The sequence below is a fragment of the Thermoflexus sp. genome (genome assembly GCF_025055495.1).
Lineage (GTDB): Bacteria > Chloroflexota > Anaerolineae > Thermoflexales > Thermoflexaceae > Thermoflexus.
This window is the reverse complement of the sequence record NZ_JANWXB010000399.1, coordinates 1-18,939: the sequence shown is the minus strand read 5'-3', so window position 1 is coordinate 18,939 and position 18,939 is coordinate 1. Positions and strand designations below refer to the sequence as shown.

Genomic DNA, 18,939 nt, shown 5'->3' with positions numbered 1-18,939 from the left:
GGGGCGGCCTCGACAACCTTTCCCGTCCCACAACCCCTGGGAGACACGAGGGCCCGACGCCCCCGGGCGTCCGATCCGGGGAGGCAGATGCCAGGAGATGGACAGGGCGTCCCGGACGCCCTGTCCATCCCCTGGCATCTGCCCCCCCCGGATCGGACGCCCAGGGGCGTCGGGCCCTCGTGTCTCCCAGGGGTTGTGGGACGGGAAAGGTTGTCGAGGCCGCCCCGCCTGTCCTCGAGAGATGGGCTTGCCCCGGCGTGAGATTTGAGCGGGCCTCATCGGCGAGGTCGTGCGGACTTGGGATTGATCTCCTCCCTCCTCACGGTCCTCTGGGCTCTGGGGAAGGAGGGGAAAACTTCCCCTCGATCAAAATATGGACAGAACGCTCTCATCGCTCTCTTGCGGATTTTGGACCGAAGCGCTGCCGAAGGCGGTGCCTCAGCCCGAAAAATCTTCCTGAGGCTCATAGGCCCTGGGGGAGGGGAGAGGGGCTGGCTCGCTCCCTCCTAAAGACAGTTGGATTGAACGCGCCACCTGAATTTGCGCATGACGTAAGGGATCATTTCAGAAGGAGGCATCTATGGCGCGAGGTTCGAGGGGCAGTCGGAAAGGTCGTAAGAACGTCACCCGAGCGCATGTTTACATCCATGCAACGTTCAATAATACGATTGTAACCGTCACGGATCCCCATGGGGATACCCTGACGTGGGCCAGTGGGGGGACCATTGGTTATAAGGGCTCGAAGAAGAGCACCCCCTATGCGGCGCGCTTGGCGGCCGAACAGGCGGCTCGAAAAGCGATGGATATGGGGGTTCGGGAGATCGATATCTTTATCAACGGCCCCGGCCCCGGGCGGGAGGCAGCGCTGCGCGCGCTCCATGCCATGGGGCTCAAGATCCGGTCGATCACCGATGTCACCCCGATCCCTCATAACGGATGCAAGCCGCCTTCCAAGCGGCGGGTGTAGGTCGATCCCAGGCCGTCCCCCTTCGGGCGGTCAGAGGAGGGAGAAAGGGGGGCGGAGTTCAGCCTCCCCCATTAGGCCCCTTCCCGCCGCAGAGCGATTCGTTTTTCGGATAGGCTCTTCGCCCCCCATGGAAAACCTTGGGGAGCTGTCATTTTGGGGTCCTTAGAGCACTGTCCTGAAATTCGTGGGAGTGAGCTTCTGTTCGGGAGGAGCGAATGGCGCGTTACATTGGACCGGTCTGTCGGTTATGTCGTCGAGAGGGCGAGAAGCTTTATCTGAAGGGGGAACGTTGTTTTACCCCGAAGTGCGCGATTGAACGGCGAAATTATCCCCCCGGCCAGCATGGCCGGGAGTTGCAATTCCGCCGAAGCCGGCCTTCGGATTACGGGCTTCAGCTGCGAGAGAAGCAGAAGTTGCGGCGGATCTATGGGGTGCTGGAGCGCCAGTTCCGGCGCTACTTTGAAATCGCGTTGCGTGCCCGTGGGATGACGGGCGCTCTGTTGTTGATCCTGCTGGAGCGCCGCCTGGACAATGTGGTCTATCGTCTGGGGTTCGCCGGTTCGCGAGCCCAGGCGCGGCAGCTGGTGCGCCATGGCCATTTCGAGGTCAACGGCCGCAAAATCGATATCCCTTCCTATCAGGTGAAGCCGGGCGATGTCATCCGGGTGCGAGACAGCAGCCGGGAGAAGGAGTATTTCAAGAACATCGTGGAACGCCTGGAGGGGCATCGCCCGCCGCCCTGGCTGCAGCTGACCCCCCAGGATCTATCCGGCCAGGTGCTGCGCCTTCCAGTTCGGGAGGAGATCGATACGCGGGTGCAGGAGCATCTCATCGTGGAGTTCTACTCGCGCTGATCCAATCACGGCTGGAGGTTGTGGGGCGGGGACGCTGCTCCCGGCAGCATTCCCACCCCCATAGGGGTTATGCAGTTCGTCTCCTTCTAAGGTTTTTGGGGCGGAGCCGGGTGCCTTCGGCGCTGTCTCCAGAATGCTTGATCCCCTTTCCCACGATCTAAACGGCTATGGGGAGGGGAGTGCCAAGTCATGCAAAGGTAGGAATCCTGTGGGGACCAGCTCGATCGGAAAAGGAGGTTTTTGTGGCTGGTGTAACGCTGGTTCTGCCGAAGGTAGAAGCGGAAATCCTGACGCAATCCTATGGGCGTTTTGTCATCAGTCCCCTGGAGCCAGGCTATGGGGTGACCATCGGGAACGCCCTCCGGCGGGTGCTGTTGAGCTCCTTGCCGGGCGCTGCGGTGACCAGCATCCGGATCACGGATGTCCCCCATGAATATTCAACGATTCCAGGTGTCCGGGAGGATGTGATCCAGATCATCCTGAACATCAAGCAGCTTCGGATGAAGCTTTACGGGGATGGCCCGGCTCGCCTGCGACTGGAGGTGGCCGGTGAGGGCGTGGTCACGGCGGCGGATATCCAGTGCCCGCCCGAAGTGGAGATCGTAAACCCGGATCTCTATCTGTTCACCGTGGATGATGACCGGACCCGCCTGGAGATCGAGATGACGGTGGAGCGTGGGCGAGGATATTCGCCAGCCGAAGAACGGGGCCGGCTGCCCATCGGGGAGATCCCAGTGGATGCGATCTTCAGTCCGGTCCGGCGCTGCACCTTTGAGATCGACCGGGCCCGCGTGGGACAGCGAACCACGTATGACCGGCTGGTGATGGAGATCTGGACGGATGGAACGATGGGTCCGAAAGACGCATTGATCGAAGCGGCCCGTTTGTTGCTGCAGCATTTCTCTCTGATCTCCGAATTTGTGGGGCCTGAGGAGGTCGAGGTCCCACCACTGCCGGTGCGGGAGATGATCCCACCTCAGGCTTACGAAACATCCCTGGAGAGCCTGGAGTTGAGCGCGCGGGTGATCAATCCGCTCCGACGGGCCGGCATCACCACCGTGGGGCAGGTCCTGGAGTTATTCTATCGGGGAGAGGAGGCGTTGCTCTCCGTTCGCAATTTTGGGGCCAAGTCCCTTGAGGAATTGAAGGAGCGTCTGATCGAGAGGGGCTTCCTGAAACCCGAGGATCTGCCGCAGCCAGCGGAGGAGACGGAGGAGGCTTGACCATGCGCCATCGAGTCGCTGGGAAGACATTGAGTCGAGATAAGGACCATCGGGAAGCTCTGGCTCGGAATCTGGCCACCCAGCTCTTTCTGCATGGGGCGATTGAAACCACCGAGGCCAAGGCGGAGTTCGTCCAAGCCTATGCGGAGAAATTGATCACTCTGGCCAAGCAGGCGCTGGAGGATCCTTCCAAGCAGGTGGCCGCACGGCGGCTGGCGGCTGCTCGCCTTTATGGCCGTGAAGTGGTCAAAAAGCTTTTCGATGAGATCGCCCCGCGCTACAAAGAGCGGAACGGGGGCTACACCCGGATTTATAAGCTCGGATTCCGTCGGGGGGACGCGGCGCCGATGGCGCGTCTGGAGTTGGTCCAGGAATAACCCGAAGAGCCTCCTGTGGCGTGACCCCGGAATGCGAATCTGGGCGGCCATCGCATATGAAGGCACAGCATATCGCGGGTTCCAGCGCTTGGCTCCTTCTCATGAACCAACCATCCAGGGCGTCCTGGAAACGGCCCTCCATCGTCTGACAGGAGCCCCGGTTCGAGTCCGTGGGGCCGGCCGCACTGATGCGGGGGTTCATGCGTTAGGCCAGGTGATCGCTTTTGATAGCTCGTGGCGGCATTCCCTGGAGGATCTCCAACGGGCCCTGAACGCTCTCCTGCCGCTGGACATTGCGGTCTGGGCTCTGGGGGAGGCGCCGCCGGATTTCCATCCGCGCCGGGAGGCCCAGGCCCGCGTCTATCGTTATCTGATTTACAACGGGCCCTGGCGGGATCCGTTCGGACGCCGGCTGGCGTGGCATGTGCCGCGGCCCCTCGATGTCGAGGCGATGCGTCGGGCGGCCGCCCTGTGGGTTGGGCGCCATGACTTCGGGGCATTTGGCCGTCCGCCCAAAGGACACAACACGGTGCGGGAGGTCCGAAGGACGGCCATCACAGCCGATGGGGAATGGGTGGCGTTTGAGATCGAGGCCGATGCGTTTCTTTATCATATGGTCCGCATCATGGCGGCGATGCTGGTCGCCATCGGCCGGGGGGAACAACCTCCAGAGGTCGTGGCCGCTTACCTGGGGCGCCCGGAGGCCTATCCGGCCCATGCGCCTGCCCCCCCGTATGGCCTGTATTTCGTGGGGGCGCGCTATGATCGCATCTCTATCCCATCGCCTCCTCAGTTCCTGAGCGATAGTCTTCGAGTGCTGAAAGACAGATAGGGTCGATCATGCTTTCTCCCCTGTGGCCCAGAGGCCTGCATGGGGAATCCGGAGATGAGAGGTCCTGTTCGTCTTCTAATGCCGTCTCAACCTTCGAGGGCTTTGGGGGTCGGGGACCGAAGGTCCCTGGTCCGGTTCCGAAACTCCGATCATACGCAGGAGGGAGAGCGCCGTGAAGACCTACGTCACCAAGCCGGCCGATGTCCAGGCGGAATGGTGGATTGTGGATGCGACCCATCAAAACCTGGGTCGGCTGGCCAGCCGGATCGCCCAGATCCTTCGTGGCAAGCATAAGCCATACTTTGATCCCTCGCAGGATTGCGGGGACTATGTGATTGTGATCAACGCCGCCAAGGTGGCCGTTCATCCTCGCCATCTGGAGCAGAAGATTTACTACCGTCATAGCGGATACCCGGGTGGATTGAGGGAGATCCCGCTGCGCCGGATGTTGCAGACATACCCCGAGCGGGTGATCCAGAAGGCCGTTTGGGGAATGTTGCCGAAAAACCGCCTGGGGCGGCGTATGCTGAAGAAACTGAAGGTCTATGCCGGGCCGGAGCATCCGCATCAAGCGCAGCAGCCCAAACCGCTCCCCATGTAGGTGCCTCCGGTGCGGGTTTTGCCCTTGCGACACACTGGATCCCATTTTCCTGAATTGGATTTGGGGGTTTTTCGTGGGCGGGGCCATCGCCGCTCTGGATGGGCTTCCGTCCCCTAAAATCTCCGATTCGTAACGGATCGAAGCACCCAGCTTGCAATCTGGAGAGAAAGGAGCACGTATGGCGGCTGTTGTGGAAGGGATCACCTTTGAGGCTTTTAAAGGCCGTCCCTATGTAGAGGGTGTGGGTCGACGCAAGCGGGCCGTTGCCCGTGTCCGGCTATACACGGGTGGAAGCGGGGTTTTCGTTGTGAATAATAAGCCGGTGCAGGACTACTTCGCCCGCGAGCAGGATCTTCACCATCTGTTTGAGCCGCTCCGCCTGACCGGTCTGGAGGGGAAGCTGGATGTCACGGTGAAGGTGGAAGGGGGCGGCCTCACGGGTCAGGCCGGCGCGATCCGCCTGGGGCTGGCCCGCGCGCTGCTTCTGGTGGATCCCGGCTTGCGCTCCCTGCTCAAACAGCATGGCATGCTGACTCGCGATCCGCGTGAGAAGGAGCGCAAGAAGCCCGGCCTTCGAGGCGCCCGCAAGGCCCCGCAGTCGCCCAAGCGCTGAAGGCGACATCCCCAGCTGCGGGATGGGAGAAGAACACGCGCCATGGGCAACTTCTGGACTCTCCCGTGGGTTTTGGGGCTGGGGCGCCGCTGAAAGCGGCGCTTCCTCCCCAGAGCCCTAAGGGACCTGGGGGGAGGAGCCTGGCCTGCTTCCTTCCCGAAAGCGCTTGGATTGGATTCGACGCCTGAGGTTGCCCATGGCGTAAGAACCTCTTCCCGGGCTGGGCTGGGCGAGGAAGGCATCCGGCCCAACCCGGACGTGGGGGCTCATGTCCGCGGGTCCTCGGAGGGCAGGTGGACAGGCTGGAGGATCCGTCTGCCCGGGGATTTAGGGAGGAGATGGCCCCCGCCCCTAAGTATTCAGGATCCGCTGGAGCTCGCGAAGGACCAGGTTCGGTCGCTCGTCTCGCAAAAGCGGCAAACGGATCCGGGTCCGCCGGATTTGATCCAGATCGATCGAGGCAAGGATCAGCGCTTCGTCGAAATAAGGTCCCTGGGCCACGAGATCCCCGTTCGGATCGAAGATGGTAGATCCTCCCCAGAAATTCTGCCCGTCCTCAAATCCGGCGCGGTTCACATGGATAACGAAGACGGTAAAGAGGCTTGCGTAAGCCTGGTTCACCAACTCAACCCACTGCGCGCTTCCTAACTTCCCCGGGATCCCCAGTCCTCGTCCGGGGCTTGCGGAGGTGAAAATCAGCACCTCCGCTCCATCCAGCCACAGGAGGTAAGGCGGGCTGATATGCCAGAAGTCCTCGCAGATCAATAATCCGAAGCGCCCGAAGCGGGTGTTGAAAGCCCGAACCTGATCCCCTGGAGCCATATCCCGGCCTTCGTCGAACATCCCATAGGTGGGGAGATACACCTTGCGATGACAGTGGATCAGGCGTCCCTCGGATAGATAAGCGCCCGCTGTGTAATAACGCCCCCGCTCATCCATTTCCACAAACCCGACGACGAGATCGGCCCGCAGGCTCGCCTGCAATAAGGGCTGGAGAATGGGATGGTCTGGTCCGGGACGGATGGCCACCTCATAGGTCAGGTCCTGGAGCACATACCCGGTGAGGGAAAGCTCAGGGAACACGATCAGATCCGCACCTCGCGCCACTGCCTCCTCAATGATCTCCAGATGTTTGTGGAGATTGGCTTCCAGATCGCCCAGCAGCGGATAGATCTGGGCCAGGCCGATTTTCAGCGTCTTCATTCAGGAACCTCCCCGGTTGCTGAACTCTGGATGAACTGGCTATGGCTGCATCCGGTTATGCGTTGGGAGTCTGGCGATCCAGAAAAGGAGGGCCGATTGCCCCCAAAGCCCCCGAATGAGGGGATCCATGAATTCGCTCCAAGCCCCGTTTTTGCCTCTCCGAGAAGCAAAGGAAAATATCGGTTCTTTCCCCCGTGTGGCAAAGCCCTGATGGGACGGGCCGCACGTTGTGTTACGGGTTTTGTGAAATAATAACCTGGAAGGGACATCAGCCGCCAGAGGGGGGATCGGTGACTTGCTGAAATGGGGGGATGGGGCGGGCCGGGCTTACCTGGGACGATCGCGCCCGCCTCCGAATGGCGATTCATCTCCTTGACAAGGATCGGCGAGGCTCGTTCTTATCCGAAAGCGGGAAGGAGGACCCAGGCGATGCGATTTCGACCGCGATGGACATGGATCCTGCTTCTCGGGATGGTTGCCTGCACGTCGGTGGCGAATCCCCCGAGGCTGATCGTCCTCTGGCACGCTCTGGATCCTGAGCGAGGGATCGCCCTCGCCCGGCTGACCGAGGCCTATATGGCGGAGCATCCCGACATCGCCATTTATATTGAGGCGTTCCCCGGATCCCGGGAACTGCTCAACCGGCTACAGCAACCATCGGAGCGAGGGCCGGACCTGGTTCTGATCCCCGTGGAGGCCGTGTCCGAGTTGTGGGAGACGGGGCGGCTGATCCCGCTTCGGCGCTGGCTGGAGGATCCCCAGCAGGGGCTATCGGCGGAGGAACGCGAGGATCTGCTGGCCCCGATCACGCCGGGTTCCCTTCCGTTCTTGCGGGATGGGCTCATCATCTATGCGGATGAGGATCGATTGCTGGAATCCGGCTTTGAGCGGCCTCCGACGGATTGGGAGGGGATCCGCCAGGTGTGTATGCGGGGAGCGCTGGATCTGAATGGAGATGGACGGCCGGATACAGCGGGCTGGATCGCCCCGCGGGATGGGCGTGTGCTCCAGGGCTGGCTGGCTCGACGTTCCACCGCTGAATGGGGGGAATGGGTGGAGGATATGGCCTTCATGCTGCGGACGGGATGCGGTCGCCTGATGGAATCCCGGGCCGCGCTACGGGCTTTTCTGGAGGGGGAGACAGTGATCCTTTTCGGTCCTACCCGCTGGCTTCCCGTCTTGGAACGGGAGACCGAAGCGGGGCGGTTGAAATTCCGGCTGGCCCTCGCTCCCCTGCCAGCCCCATCCGGGCAAGTGGGGCCGATCCTGCCTGGATGGGGTGAAGATCTGGCGATCACGGCCCGAGATCCGGGTCAGCAAACCGCGGCCTGGTCCTTTCTGCGCTGGGCCGTAGGGATCGAAGCTCAAATGCGCTGGGCGCAGGATGCTCAATCGCTCCCTATCCGTCGAACGGCGGCGATGCGCCTGCGCTCGCTCTCAGGTGGGGAGGACCGTCGGAGTATGGTGCTGAGCTGGGCGCTTCAGGGATATTTCGAGGAGACCTCGCCGGATCCGAGCCGCCTACGTCGCATGGGAGAGGCGCTGGATTTGCTGGGGGGCGGGGCGGATGTTTCGGTGATCCTTGAACGATTGCAGGGCCCGTGATCCCGGCGAGCTCCACCCTTTCAGGGGGTGTAGGCTGCCTTTGGCAGCCCATGCCCTGCGAGGAAATCTCCAGAGAAGGAGCATCCCTGCTGGCCGGAGTGACCGATCGACCCGAAAGCGCCTGTGAGGAGGAAGAACCATGGGTTCCTCTGGGGCTCATCTGGAGGTCTGGCTGCTCACCGCCATCGAAGCCGCCCTTGCCGGTGGAGCGGTCCTTCGCACCCACTGGCCGATGTCCCGCCAGGTGCAAGAGAAGGGGTTCCGGGATTGGGTGACCTCTGCGGATCTGGCGGCCCAGGAAGCGATCCTGGCGGTCATCCGGCGTCATAGCCCGGAGCATCGGATCCTGGCAGAAGAGGAGGGGCGGAGTGTAGCCGAGGTGGAACAGGGAATCGTCTGGGTGGTAGATCCCCTGGATGGGACCACGAACTTCGCCCGACGTTTCCCCTGCTTTTCGGTCTCGGTCGGTCTGCTGGTGGACGGCGAACCCGTGGTCGGAGCGATCTACGATCCGTTGAAGGATATGCTCTTCACGGCAGCGCGCGGCCGCGGCGCTTTTCTGAACGGCAAGCCCATTCGCGCGAGCGAGACGGAGCGGCTGGAGCAGGCGCTGATTGGGCTGGACTGGGGACACCGTAACGAGACCCGGGAGCAAATCCTGGGATGGTTGAGCCGGCTGGCGGTGCGATGCCAGACAGTGCGGTCGATCGGATCCGCTGCCCTAGGGATGGCGTATGTGGCGGCGGGATGGCTGGATCTCTATTTTCACTTCGCATTGCAACCCTGGGATGTGGCCGCCGCAGCGGTGATCGTCCGTGAGGCGGGCGGGGCTCTTTATCAACCGGACGGCGCGCCGTGGTCCTTCCAGAGCTCCGCCGCGGTGGTGAGCAACGGACGCCTGGAGCGCGCGGTCTGGGCCGCCATGGGGAGGTGAAGCCCCGTTTCGCCCCGACGAAGCGGAGGCACGCCCTCCTCCGAGGAGCGAAGGGCTCTGCGGAAGGCCCATCCCAGCAAGCTGGGGATACACCCACTCCTTTCCAGGGCTCTCGGCAAATTTGACAAACCTCCATAACTCTGGTATATTTACTTTGTGTGATGAGCACACACGTGAAGGGAAGTCGAAGGCCAGACCGCCGGGTCCCCTGAGACGACCCGGCGGTTTTTTGTTGATCTGGAATCGGCCTCAGGCCGTCCTCCGATCCATCGCCAGACCCCTTCGCTCTAAACCGAAGCCCGCGCTCAGGCTTCACCCTAAAATTTTTTAAGGAGTTCGTCCGATGTCTGAAGCACGCATGAAGGGGACCGTTCGCTGGTTCAACCGCACCAAGGGCTACGGGTTCATCCGGCCCGATCACGGGGAGAAGGACATCTTCGTCCACTACTCCGGGATCGCGGGGGATGGCTTCCGGAACCTGGAGGAAGGGGACCGGGTGGAATTCAGCGTCCGGCAGACGGCGAAGGGGCCACAGGCCTACGACGTGACCCGCGTGTCCGCCTGAACCGACGATCCGTCAACCCGAACAAAGGCCCTGCCAGAGGCAGGGCCTTTGTTTTTTGATGAAGCGCTGTCACATCATCGGAACGTTCTCGATCCCGACGTTTTCGCGAGGCGCGGACTGCGGGGAGAAGTGGCCGGTTGCGTTCGCGGATAAAATACCTCATAGTTAGGATTCCTTCGTGGGGAGTTCCCCAATGGGCCGTCGGATCTATCTGGAGGATATCCCCCTGGAGGAGGCATGGGCGCGCTTCCTCCGAGCCCTGGCGGAGGCCGGCCTGGATGGGCCTTTCCCGGGGGAGCGCGTGCCGCTGGATCAGGCGCTGGGGCGGATCACAGCGGAGCCGATCTGGGCGCGACTGTCCGTTCCTCCTTATCCGGCCGCCGCGATGGACGGTTTCGCCCTCCGCGCGCAGGATACTATCGGTGCCACCGAAACCCAGCCCCGTGTGCTCCCCGTCTGTCCCGCCGATGGGGGGGAAGGGGCCTGTTATGTGGATACCGGGGATCCCCTCCCTCCCTGGGCGGACGCAGTGGTCCCCGTGGAGCAGGTGCAGTTCGACGCGGAGTCCCCTGAGCAGGCCACCCGGATCACCCTGTATCAACCGGTCGCCCCCTGGGCGAACGTTCGTCCGGTCGCCGAGGACATCGCCGCGGCGGAGCTGGTGCTGCCCGCCAACCACCGCCTGCGGCCGGTGGATCTGGGGGTGATCGCCGCGTGCGGTTATGCGGAGGTCTGCGTGCGCCGCCCGCCCCGGGTGGCCATTCTGCCCACCGGAACGGAGTTGATTCCCCCGGAACAGGCCGCGGCGCGCGGCGTGCGGCCCGGCGAGATCATCGAATTCAACTCCCTGGTGCTGGCCGCCCAGATCCGCGAGTGGGGCGGGCTGCCCACGCGCTTCCCGATCCTCCCCGACGACTTCGAGCGCCTGCTCGAAGCTACTCGGGAAGCGGCTCGCGCCCACGATCTGGTCCTGATCAACGCGGGCTCCTCCGCGGGCCGCGAGGATTTCACCGCGCGGGTGGTCGCCACATTGGGGACCCTGCTGGTCCACGGGGTGGCTGTGCGCCCCGGCCATCCGGTGATCTTAGGGATGCTCCAGGTGGACGGGCGTTCCGTCCCGGCCATCGGCGTTCCCGGGTTCCCGGTCTCCGCGGCCCTCACCGGGGAGATCTTTGTGGAGCCTTTGCTCGCCCGCTGGCTGGGCCGCCCGCCGCACCGACGCCCCCGCCTTTCCGCGGTGCTCACCCGCAAGCTGCTTTCCCCCCTGGGCGACGAGGAATGGGTGCGGGTGACGGTGGGCCGGGTGGGCGAACGTTATGTGGCGGCGCCCCTCTCCCGGGGAGCTGGCGTCCTTTCCTCGCTGGTGCGGGCGGATGGGATCCTGCGGATCCCGCGGTTCGTGGAAGGATACGATCAGGGTCAGGTGGTTTCCATCGAGCTCTACACTCGCCCCGAGGAGATCGAGGGTACCCTTCTGGCGATCGGCAGCCATGACATGGCGCTGGACCTGATGGCGCAGTTCCTGGCCGAACGCTATCCGGGCCGAAGGCTCCAGAGCGCGAACGCCGGCAGCCTGGGGGGACTGATCGCCCTCCGGCGAGGGGAATGTCATCTCGCTGGCTCCCACCTGCTGGATCCGGAGAGCGGCGAATACAATCTGCCTTACATTCAGCGGTATCTGGCGGGGATGTCCGTAGTGGTAGTCACCCTGGCTCATCGAGAGCAGGGCCTGATCGTGGCCCGGGGCAATCCCAAGGGGATCCAGGATCTGCACGATCTGACGCGGCCGGATGTGCGGTTCGTGAACCGCCAGCGGGGAGCGGGGACCCGGATCCTCCTGGATTATCACCTCCAACGTCTGGGCATCGCCCCGGGGTCCATTTCGGGCTATGATCGGGACGAGCTGACCCATCTGGCTGTGGCGGCGGCGGTGGCCAGCGGCCGGGCGGATGTCGGCCTGGGGATCCGCGCGGCGGCCGCGGCGATGGGGCTGGACTTCATCCCCATGACGTTCGAGCGTTACGATCTGGTGATCCCGCTGGCCTTCTACGAGGATCCCACGTTCCAGCCGGTGCGGGAGCTTCTGCAGGACGCCCGCTTCCGGGCGGCGGTGGCCGCCCTGCCCGGCTACGACGTCCGGGAGATGGGGCGGGAAGTCACCCGGTTCGCCTGACGGATGTCCGGCTTTGAAGAACGCGTGGGCCCCGAGCCCGAAGGGGGAGCCCTCAACGAACGCCCAGGGGCGGGGCTGTCTGATGTCTGCTCTTTCGTCCCGCCGATGGTCAGAGGCCGCCCGAGCGGTCTCTGTCCCGGCATCGCGATTTCCGGAACGGGGTTGTCCGATGTGGACTGTTGAGCTGGGACGAACGGGCGTCCGGTTGCCGAATCTGGCTCTGGGGACCTGGAACATCCGCGATCCGGCGGCGATGCGGGAGACCATCCGGGCCGCGGTGGATCTGGGGGTTTTCCACATCGACACCGCGGAGATCTATCCAGGGGCGGAGGAGATCGTGGGGGAAGCGATCCGCGGGATCCGGGATCGTGTCTTCCTGACCACCAAGGTGGCGCCCCAGCACGCCACATATGCCGGAACGCTGGCCGCCTGCGAGGCCAGCCTCCGAAGGCTGGGAACCGATTTCATCGACCTCTATCTGCTGCACTGGCTGGAACGGGACACCCCGTTGGAAGAGACGCTGCGGGCGTTCCGAACGCTGATGGAGCAGGGGAAAGTGCGATTCGCCGGGGTGAGCAACTTCGGCGTCCGCGAGCTCCGCCGGGCCCAGGAGCTGTTTCAGCCCGATGCGCTGGTGAACGATCAGGTGGAATACAATCTGACGAACCGCCGGATCGAACGGGATCTCCTGCCTTACTGCCGGGAGGCCGGCATCACAGTTTCCGGCTACTCGCCGTTCTGGGAGGGCCGGATCCCCCGGCGCAGCCCCCGCTGGCGAGGGGTGGAGCGGATCGCCGCCCGATACGGACGGAGCCCCTATTCGATCGTCCTGAACTTCCTGGCCCGGCAGCGGGACGTGATCCTGATCTTCAAGACCGAGCGGGTGGAGCATCTGCGGGAGAACGTTGCCGCGCTGGATTTCACGCTCGATCCTGAGGATGTCGCCTGGATGGAGGCGAATTTCGCTCCGTGAGGGCGGGGGCCGTCCACGAATGGGGGCACGAATACACGAATGGTGGAGAACGGGGTTGGTCATGAACGCGGTAAGGAAAAGGAAGAAGGGGATGGCACGAATGCACGAATGGTGGAGAACGGGGTCTGGAGATTGCGTTCAACCGCCCGAAGGGATGCAGGGAGAGGGGAATTGGAGGTTGGGGGGGGTGGTCCTGCCTGCCCTCAAACCTCCCCCAAGGTGTCGAAGCTGTAGGCCCTGGGCCAGATAGATGAGGGTGCCCCTATCGGTTCCCAAAATTCCCAGGAGGGAGGATCAGGATGGATGATCCGACGCCCTATCCCCGGCTTCGTCCGGTGGATCTCCGCCCCATCGTTCGCAACGGGCGCCGGTATGTGGTCATCCGGGATCCGCTTCGGCTCTCGGAGCGGATGGTGATGATCCCGCAAACGCTGGCGCCGGCCCTGGCCTTGTGCGATGGCACGCGGGATCTGCGGGCCATCCGCGCAGCCCTGATGGTGCGTTATGGCGTCCGGGTGGAGGAGGAGGCGCTCCGCTCGTTGATCGCCACCCTGGATGAATTGTATTTGCTGGAGAACGAGCGGTTCCGGAAGGCCCAGGCCCGGGCGCTGGAGATCTATCGCCGGGCTCCCTTCCGCCCTCCGATGCTGGCGGAAGAGGTCTATCCGGAGGACCCCACGGCCCTGCGCCAGCTGTTCCGTCGGTTCGAGGAGGAAGCCGTCGGGGAAGATCCGGAAGAGGACGGGCGAGGATTGGTGAGCCCTCATATCGATTACGCGCGGGGCGGCCGGGTCTATGCCCGGGTCTGGCGACGGGCCGCCGCGTTCGTCCGGGAGGCGGATCTGGCGGTCATCCTGGGGACGGATCATTACGGCGAGGATCGATCGCTCACCCTGACCCGTCAGCACTACGCCACACCCTTCGGCGTGTTGCCCACCGCGTTGCCGATCGTGAACGCCCTGGCGGAAGCGCTGGGGGAGGAAGCGGCCTTCGCCGGCGAGCTCCGACATCGGGGGGAGCACTCCATCGAGCTGGCCGCGGTGTGGCTGCACGCGACCCGCGAAGGGAAAGCCATCGAATTGGTGCCGGTCCTCTGCGGTCCCTTCACGTCCTTCATCCAGGAGGACCGGGATCCGATGTCCGACCCCGCGATTGCCCGCTTCATTGAAGCCCTGCGAACCGCTATCGCTGGACGCCGGGCGGTGATCATCGCCGCCGGGGATCTGGCTCACGTCGGCCCGGCCTTCGGGGGCCGCCCCCTGGACCTGCCCGGGCGGGCCCGTCTGAAGGCGGACGATGAGGCGCTGATCGACCGTATGGCCGCCGGGGACGCCGCCGGCTTCTTTGAGGAGATCCGGCGGACCCAGGACCGCAACAACGTGTGCGGGGTCTCCCCCATCTACCTCGCCCTGCGCGCCCTGGAGCCGACCGCTGGGGAGAAAGTCGACTACGATCTCTGTCCAGCGGATGAGCAGGGCACCTCAGTGGTCTCCATCTGTGGCCTTGTGTGGCGATGAGGGTGGAGAGCCTCCTCTTCCCCTTCTTGGCCGGATGGGGGGCGAGCTTCGGCGTCGGACGGATGCTCCGGGCCCTCCTCCGGCCGTCCCGCCGGCGCCCGGATCCGCGCCTGTTGCTGCTGCTTCTCCTCGCCTTCGCGCTCCGGGCCGGCTCCCTCACCGCCCAGCCCCTCTGGCGGGATGAGGTGGACGCCCTGCGCTTCGGACGGGACCTCTCGACGGAGATCGCGGAGGCCTTCCAGCGGGGCGGGGCGGCGGGATGGGAACGGCTGGCCGCGCTGCTCACCCGCCCGGGCTTTAACGGGCCGCTCTATTTCATCGGGCTCTTCCAGTGGGTTCGCTTCGCAGGCGATTCCGAGTTCGCCCTCCGATTCCCATCCCTCTGGTTCGGGGTCCTATCCGTGGCCCTGGGGTTCGCCCTCTTCCGGCGATATCTGCCGCCCGCCGCCGCGCGCCTGACGGCGTGGTTCTTTGCCATCGCGCCCTTCCTGGTCTGGTATGGCCAGGAGGCGAAAATGTATGCCCTCCTGGTTTTTCTTTTCCTGGCCGCCTGGGGCGCCCAGGAAGCCGCCCGCCGGGATCCACTGGGGTGGCTGGAGGCCTTCCTCTGGCTGCTTCTGGGGCTTTACAGCCATGTCCTCTTCGCCCTGTTCCTCCCCGCCTTCCTGGCCCTGGCCCTGATCCGGAGAGGGTGGCCATGGAAAGCGCTGGCCGGGATGGCGGTAGGGGGACTGCTGTTGCTGATGGCAGACCTCCCCCTATTACGCTGGCAGATCGGTCAGGTGCTTCAATGGGACGGAGGGGTCCGTCCGGTGTGCGGGGAAACCGGCTTTCCGCGGGTGGCTCCGTTGGAGGGGCTGGGGATGCTGGCCTGGGGGGCGGCGGTCGGGGTGTGGGGTGGGTTCCCGGATTGGGGGTTTCTCCCTCTGAGCGGATGGATGGCGCTGGGGATCCTGGCCGGCCGGGCCTCCCGGCGGGCGCGCGGAGCGCTGGCCCTGTGGGCGCTGAGCCCGTGGGCGTTTCTCTCCCTGCTTTCGCTTTGCCGCCCGCTTTTCGTGGAGCGCTATCTGATCGCTTCGATGCCGGCCGGGTTCGCCCTGGCAGCGGCCGGCTGGGCGCGCATCCCGGGTCGCCTCGGGCGGGCGCTGGCGCTGGCGCCTGTTCTGGCCCCGATGGTGATGGGGCTGTGGGCCCAGGCCGCGATGCCCATCAAATCGGATTTCCGGTCAGCGGCCCGGGTGGTGGCCGCCTATTATCAGCCGGGGGAGTTGATCCTTTTCCACATCGGCTATGTTCAGCATGTATTCGATTACTATTTCCGTCAGCCCTATGAAGGGGCATGGGCTCCGGCCACCCACTTCCGGACACCGGAAGGGACGTATCGGCTGGGGGAAGCGGAGATCGCCGCTCAGATGGCCGCTCTGACCCATGGCCGAAGGGCCGTCTGGTTGATCTACTCCGAAGCCCCGATGTGGGACGATCGGGATCTGGTGCGGCGCTGGCTGGACGCCCACTACCGGCTGGCCGGGCGCTGGGCATTCCAGCTGGTGGAGGTGCGGCGGTATGAGCTTCCGAAAGACGACCTCGCCGTCCCATCGCCATCAGCGAATTTCGATCATTATTTTGATCGAAAGAATCCACTTTGAGATTTCTTCGATTCGACCTTTCGTGGATTTCGTTTATAATTAACAATGGAAGCGAGTGGGGAGTGCCTCTCATGCCATGATCCACGCGCGACGGAAGGACGAGCCCAGGATTCGGACCACGATCCTTTCCGCGGGCTCGGTCCTCTGCCTCTGGGGGCCCTGGCTTTCGGGCCGGTGGCGGGCGATCGAGCGAAGGGATTCTTTTATATCCCTCGCCGGGCGATCCCCCCAACTGGCCGCTTTCCTCCCCCGCGGGATAATCTGGTTTCCTTCCCTTCTTAAGGGCGCTACCGAAACAAAGCCTTCAACTCCTCCCGGAGTTCATTCCAACCCTCATTCGTTCGAACCCCGATGGGCCGACGCCTCTTCTTCAAGGCCTTCCCTTTCTTCCTCTGATCCTTGGACGACGGAGACGAGAACGCTGCCGCAGGCTGCTAAAGCGTTCGATCTCCGATCCCGGAGGATGAATCTCCATGTTCCTCAGAGCCATCTTGTTCGGGAGGCTCGCGATGGCCATCAAGGGCTGGATCACGATCGATGAGCGGTTCTGCAAGGGCTGTGAGCTTTGTGTGCATTTCTGTCCTCAGCAGGTGCTGGGGCTGGCCCATGATCGATGGACGCCGAAGGGATATCATCCGGCGCAGCTCATCGACCCGGAGCGGTGCACCGGATGTGAGGTGTGCGCGGTGGTTTGCCCCGAGGGAGCCATCACGGTCTACCGGCAGGCGCCTGTGCGGGCGCAGCCCGCTTTCTCCCCAGCGTGAGGAGGCGGCCATGGCGCGGGAACTGCTCAAGGGCAACGAGGCGATGGCCGAAGCAGCCGTTCGGGCCGGCCTGGAGGCTTACTTCGGCTATCCCATCACGCCTCAGACGGAGCTGCTGGAATACCTGTCCCGACGGATGCCGGAGCTGGGCCGGGCGTTCGTTCAGGCGGAGAGCGAGATCGCGGCCATCAACATGGTGTATGGGGCGGCGTGCACCGGCGCCCGGGTGATGACCTCGTCCTCCGGCCCTGGGATCAGCCTGATGATGGAAGGCCTCTCCTATATCGCGGGCACGGAAGTCCCTTGCGTGGTCATCGATGTGATGCGCGGCGGCCCCGGGCTGGGGAACATCGCGCCCTCCCAGGGCGACTACCACCAGATCACCCGCGGCGGCGGCCATGGGGATTACCGGGTGATCGCCCTGGCGCCGGCCACCGTTCAGGAGGCCATCGATCTCACCGTGCTGGCCTTCGATCTGGCGGAGAAATACCGGACGATCGCTGTGGTGCTGACGGATGGGAGCATCGGGCAGATGATGGAGCCGGCGGAACTGCCGCCGATGCGGGAGATCCCCCGGACCCGGCCGGATTGGGCGGTGACCGGCGCGCAGGGCCGCCCCCGGCGGGTGCTGTCCTCGATCTATCTGAATCCCTATGAAGAGGAAAAGACCAATCGGCGCCTGCTGGAGCGCTGGCGACAGATCCAGGCGAACGAGGTGCGCTACCGGGAATACTATCTGGATGATGCGGAGATCGTGGTGGTAGGGTTCGGGATCGCCGGGCGGGTGGCGCTCTCCGCCGTGCGGGCCGCCCGCGCGGAGGGGATCCGGGTGGGATTGTTGCGGCCGATCACCCTCAGTCCCTTCCCCTATACCGCGATCGAAGCCCTCTGCGGGCGGGCCCAGACCTTTCTGGTCGTGGAGATGAACGCAGGCCAGATGCTGGACGATGTGATGCTGGCGGTCGCCCGCCGCGTCCCGGTGGCGTTCTACGGCCGCATGGGCGGCGTGGTTCCTTTTCCGGATGAGATCCTGGAGGAGATCCGCCGGATCGCCCGGCAACCGCCGCGTCTGGAGGAAGATCCGCGGGAGGCCTGGTTCCAGCGTATGAGCTTGAGCTGATGGAAATCCGGCGGAATGGGTCCTGGGCGGAAATCGCCTCCCTGGACCTGGGAGGAGAAGAAGAGCGTCAGCGCAGAGGATCTCCTGTCCGCGCGAAACCGTGAGGAGCCCTGAGATCGCGGCTGGATCTCTCAAAAGGAGCAACGGAGATGGTGACGGTGGCCCTGCCGGAGATCGCTTACGCAAAGGTCTATGAACGCCCGCGCGTCCTGATCGAGGTGCATACCCATTATTGCCCGGGGTGCACCCATGGCGTGGCCCATCGCCTGATCGCTGAGGTCCTGGAGGAGATGGGCCTGCGGGAGCGCACCATCGGGGTAGCCTCGGTGGGATGCTCGGTCTTCGCCTATAACTACTTCGATGTGGATTTCGTGGAAGCCCCCCACGGTCGGGCGCCGGCGATGGCCACGGGCATCAAGCGGGTGCTGCCCGATCGGATCGTGTTCACCTACCAGGGGGACGGCGACCTGGCCTCCATTGGGATGGGGGAGATCGTCCACGCGGCCGCCCGCGGGGAGAACATCACGGTGATCTTCATCAACAACGCCAACTACGGGATGACCGGCGGCCAGATGGCGCCTACCACGGTCCCCGGCCAGCGGACGACCACCACGCCGGACGGGCGGGATGTGCGCCGCAGCGGTTTCCCCATCCGGATGGCGGAGCTGATCGCCACCCTGGAGGGGCCCTCCTATGTGGCGCGGCGCAGTCTCCACGATCCGAAGAACATCCGCCTGGCGAAGAAGGCGATCCGCTTGGCCTTTGAAGCCCAGGCCCGGGGGCTGGGGTTTTCCTTCGTGGAGCTGCTGTCCACCTGCCCCACCAACTGGGGGCTGTCGCCGATCGAGGCCATGCAGTGGATTGAGGAGATGATGATCCCGATCTTCCCGCTGGGGGAATTCAAGGTGGCCTCTGAATTGAAAGGCATGCGGGTGTAGCGTCTAGTGCTTTGTCCAGTTATCAACTGGGGAT

At 64.1% G+C, this 18,939-nt stretch carries 18 protein-coding genes; 17 read left to right on the top strand and 1 reads right to left on the bottom strand.

Translation table 11 applies throughout. The features are described 5' to 3' along the window. Positions 1 to 580 precede the first annotated feature (580 nt). The 7 genes from rpsK (at position 581) to rpsI (ending at position 5,467) form a co-directional block, all read left to right on the top strand. A complete protein-coding gene (gene rpsK / locus NZM16_RS12980) occupies positions 581 to 967 on the top strand; it encodes a 30S ribosomal protein S11 (RefSeq protein WP_295450552.1) in 387 nt (128 codons plus the stop codon). A 215-nt stretch (positions 968 to 1,182) separates the two neighbouring features. Next, the gene (gene rpsD, locus NZM16_RS12975; RefSeq protein ID WP_295450555.1) at positions 1,183 to 1,821 is read left to right on the top strand and encodes a 30S ribosomal protein S4; all 639 of its coding nucleotides are present in this window, start codon (positions 1,183 to 1,185) and stop codon (positions 1,819 to 1,821) included. A 242-nt stretch (positions 1,822 to 2,063) separates the two neighbouring features. Next, positions 2,064 to 3,044: a DNA-directed RNA polymerase subunit alpha gene (locus tag NZM16_RS12970; RefSeq protein ID WP_295450557.1), complete on the top strand. Its 981-nt coding sequence runs from the start codon at positions 2,064 to 2,066 to the stop codon at positions 3,042 to 3,044. Between the two features lie 2 nt (positions 3,045 to 3,046). Beyond that, positions 3,047 to 3,421, top strand: a complete 375-nt coding sequence (gene rplQ / locus NZM16_RS12965) for a 50S ribosomal protein L17 (RefSeq protein ID WP_295450560.1) — start codon at positions 3,047 to 3,049, stop codon at positions 3,419 to 3,421. Between the two features lie 31 nt (positions 3,422 to 3,452). Continuing rightward, entirely contained in the window at positions 3,453 to 4,253 is an 801-nt protein-coding gene (truA, locus tag NZM16_RS12960) for a tRNA pseudouridine(38-40) synthase TruA (protein ID WP_295450563.1), read from the top strand. A gap of 172 nt (positions 4,254 to 4,425) precedes the next feature. Beyond that, positions 4,426 to 4,854: a 50S ribosomal protein L13 gene (gene rplM / locus NZM16_RS12955; RefSeq protein ID WP_295450566.1), complete on the top strand. Its 429-nt coding sequence runs from the start codon at positions 4,426 to 4,428 to the stop codon at positions 4,852 to 4,854. 178 nt (positions 4,855 to 5,032) lie between these two features. Continuing rightward, positions 5,033 to 5,467 (top strand): 30S ribosomal protein S9, encoded by a 435-nt coding sequence (rpsI, locus tag NZM16_RS12950; protein ID WP_295450569.1) that lies wholly within the window; start codon positions 5,033 to 5,035, stop codon positions 5,465 to 5,467. A 351-nt stretch (positions 5,468 to 5,818) separates the two neighbouring features. Here rpsI and NZM16_RS12945 read toward each other — a convergent pair whose 3' ends face one another. Next, on the bottom strand, positions 5,819 to 6,670 hold the full coding sequence (locus NZM16_RS12945; protein ID WP_295450572.1) for a nitrilase-related carbon-nitrogen hydrolase: 852 nt from the start codon (positions 6,668 to 6,670) through the stop codon (positions 5,819 to 5,821). 429 nt (positions 6,671 to 7,099) lie between these two features. Here NZM16_RS12945 and NZM16_RS12940 point away from each other — a divergent pair, with 429 nt between their 5' ends. From NZM16_RS12940 to NZM16_RS12895, 10 genes are all read left to right on the top strand, one after another. Further along, positions 7,100 to 8,275, top strand: coding sequence for an extracellular solute-binding protein (locus NZM16_RS12940; protein ID WP_295480755.1), 1,176 nt, complete (start codon positions 7,100 to 7,102; stop codon positions 8,273 to 8,275). Positions 8,276 to 8,414: 139 nt separating this feature from the next. Further along, the gene (locus NZM16_RS12935; RefSeq protein WP_295450576.1) at positions 8,415 to 9,209 is read left to right on the top strand and encodes an inositol monophosphatase family protein; all 795 of its coding nucleotides are present in this window, start codon (positions 8,415 to 8,417) and stop codon (positions 9,207 to 9,209) included. Positions 9,210 to 9,567: 358 nt separating this feature from the next. Next, on the top strand, positions 9,568 to 9,774 hold the full coding sequence (locus NZM16_RS12930; protein WP_366946196.1) for a cold shock domain-containing protein: 207 nt from the start codon (positions 9,568 to 9,570) through the stop codon (positions 9,772 to 9,774). Positions 9,775 to 9,967: 193 nt separating this feature from the next. Further along, on the top strand, positions 9,968 to 11,947 hold the full coding sequence (locus NZM16_RS12925; RefSeq protein ID WP_295480753.1) for a molybdopterin biosynthesis protein: 1,980 nt from the start codon (positions 9,968 to 9,970) through the stop codon (positions 11,945 to 11,947). Positions 11,948 to 12,116: 169 nt separating this feature from the next. Next, positions 12,117 to 12,920, top strand: coding sequence for an aldo/keto reductase (locus NZM16_RS12920; RefSeq protein WP_295450585.1), 804 nt, complete (start codon positions 12,117 to 12,119; stop codon positions 12,918 to 12,920). 299 nt (positions 12,921 to 13,219) lie between these two features. Further along, positions 13,220 to 14,437, top strand: a complete 1,218-nt coding sequence (amrB, locus tag NZM16_RS12915; protein WP_295450588.1) for an AmmeMemoRadiSam system protein B — start codon at positions 13,220 to 13,222, stop codon at positions 14,435 to 14,437. Between the two features lie 2 nt (positions 14,438 to 14,439). Then, positions 14,440 to 16,083, top strand: a complete 1,644-nt coding sequence (locus NZM16_RS12910) for a glycosyltransferase family 39 protein (protein ID WP_295480751.1) — start codon at positions 14,440 to 14,442, stop codon at positions 16,081 to 16,083. 509 nt (positions 16,084 to 16,592) lie between these two features. Continuing rightward, the gene (locus NZM16_RS12905; protein WP_295450590.1) at positions 16,593 to 16,847 is read left to right on the top strand and encodes a ferredoxin family protein; all 255 of its coding nucleotides are present in this window, start codon (positions 16,593 to 16,595) and stop codon (positions 16,845 to 16,847) included. Positions 16,848 to 16,857: 10 nt separating this feature from the next. Then, the gene (locus NZM16_RS12900; RefSeq protein ID WP_295480749.1) at positions 16,858 to 17,967 is read left to right on the top strand and encodes a 3-methyl-2-oxobutanoate dehydrogenase subunit VorB; all 1,110 of its coding nucleotides are present in this window, start codon (positions 16,858 to 16,860) and stop codon (positions 17,965 to 17,967) included. A gap of 149 nt (positions 17,968 to 18,116) precedes the next feature. After that, entirely contained in the window at positions 18,117 to 18,905 is a 789-nt protein-coding gene (locus NZM16_RS12895) for a thiamine pyrophosphate-dependent enzyme (protein WP_295450596.1), read from the top strand. Positions 18,906 to 18,939: the final 34 nt, after the last annotated feature.